This is a genomic window from Streptomyces sp. NPDC059917, from assembly GCF_042730635.1.
GTDB lineage: Bacteria > Actinomycetota > Actinomycetes > Streptomycetales > Streptomycetaceae > Streptomyces.
Map to the genome: position 1 here is coordinate 1 of NZ_JBHWLC010000192.1, position 1,228 is coordinate 1,228.

Consider the following 1,228-nt stretch of genomic DNA (forward strand, 5'->3'; position numbering starts at 1 on the left):
CCCTCAGCGGTCCACCGGACACGGTCACCCGTCCGATACATCCGCTCACCAGCATTGGTGTAAGGCGAAGCTACGAACCGCTCAGCCGTCAGACCCGCACGCCCCACATACCCACGCGCCAGACCCACACCAGCCACATACAACTCACCCACCACACCCACAGGCACCGGCCGCAACGAACCATCCAGCACGAACACCCGCGCATTCACCACCGGCCCACCAATAACCGGCACACCACCCGCAACCAACGGAGACGACATCGTCGCGCACACCGTCGTCTCCGTCGGACCATACGCATTCACCAACCGACGACCCGGCGCCCACTTCTCCACCAACTCACCAGCCAACACCTCACCCGCCGACACCAACGTCGACACCGAAGGCAAATCACCCCCACCCAACACACCCAACACAGCCGGCGGCAGAGTCACATGCGTCACCCCAAGACGCCCCACCAACTCCACCAACCCGCCACCAGGCAGCAACTCGCCCGCAGGCGCCACCACCACAGCAGCACCCACCGACAACGCCACCAACACCTCAGCCGTCGCCGCATCAAAACCAACCGACGCGAACTGCAACACCCGACTCGCACCATCCACCGCGAACCGCTCCACCTGAGCCGCGACCAACGACCCCACACCCACATGCGACACCACCACACCCTTGGGCACACCCGTCGAACCCGACGTATAAATCACATACGCCGCCTGACCCGACACCACACCCACACCCGGCGCCGACCCCACCAAAGACCCGATCTCCCCGGCAACCGACACCTCATCCACCACCACAGACACCACACCCGCAGGCACAACACCCGCACACGACACCTGCGTCACCACACACACCGCACCCGAATCGGCCAGGACGAACCCGATCCGCTCCGCCGGATACCCCGGATCGATCGGCAGATACGCACCACCCGCCTTCGACACCGCCAACAACGCCACCACGAACCCGACACCACGCTCCACGCACACACCCACCACGGACTCCGGCCCCACACCCCGACCGACCAAATACCGCGCCAGACGATTCGCACGCGCATCCAACTCCGCATACGACACCTCGAACCCATCACCCACCACAGCGACCGCATCCGGAGTCCGCGCCACCTGCGCCTCGAACAACCCCGCGACCGACACCTCACCCACAACAGCAGACGTCTCGTTCCACTCCACCAGAACCCGACGACGCTCCACCTCCTCCAGCACGTCAACCGAGC

Annotated in this window: 1 protein-coding gene; it reads right to left on the reverse strand. The window is 65.1% G+C overall.

Annotated elements, in window-relative coordinates; translation table 11 throughout:
- A partial coding sequence (locus tag ACFWAR_RS39405; RefSeq protein ID WP_385788559.1) for an amino acid adenylation domain-containing protein occupies positions 1-1,228 on the reverse strand: 1,228 nt, incomplete at both ends.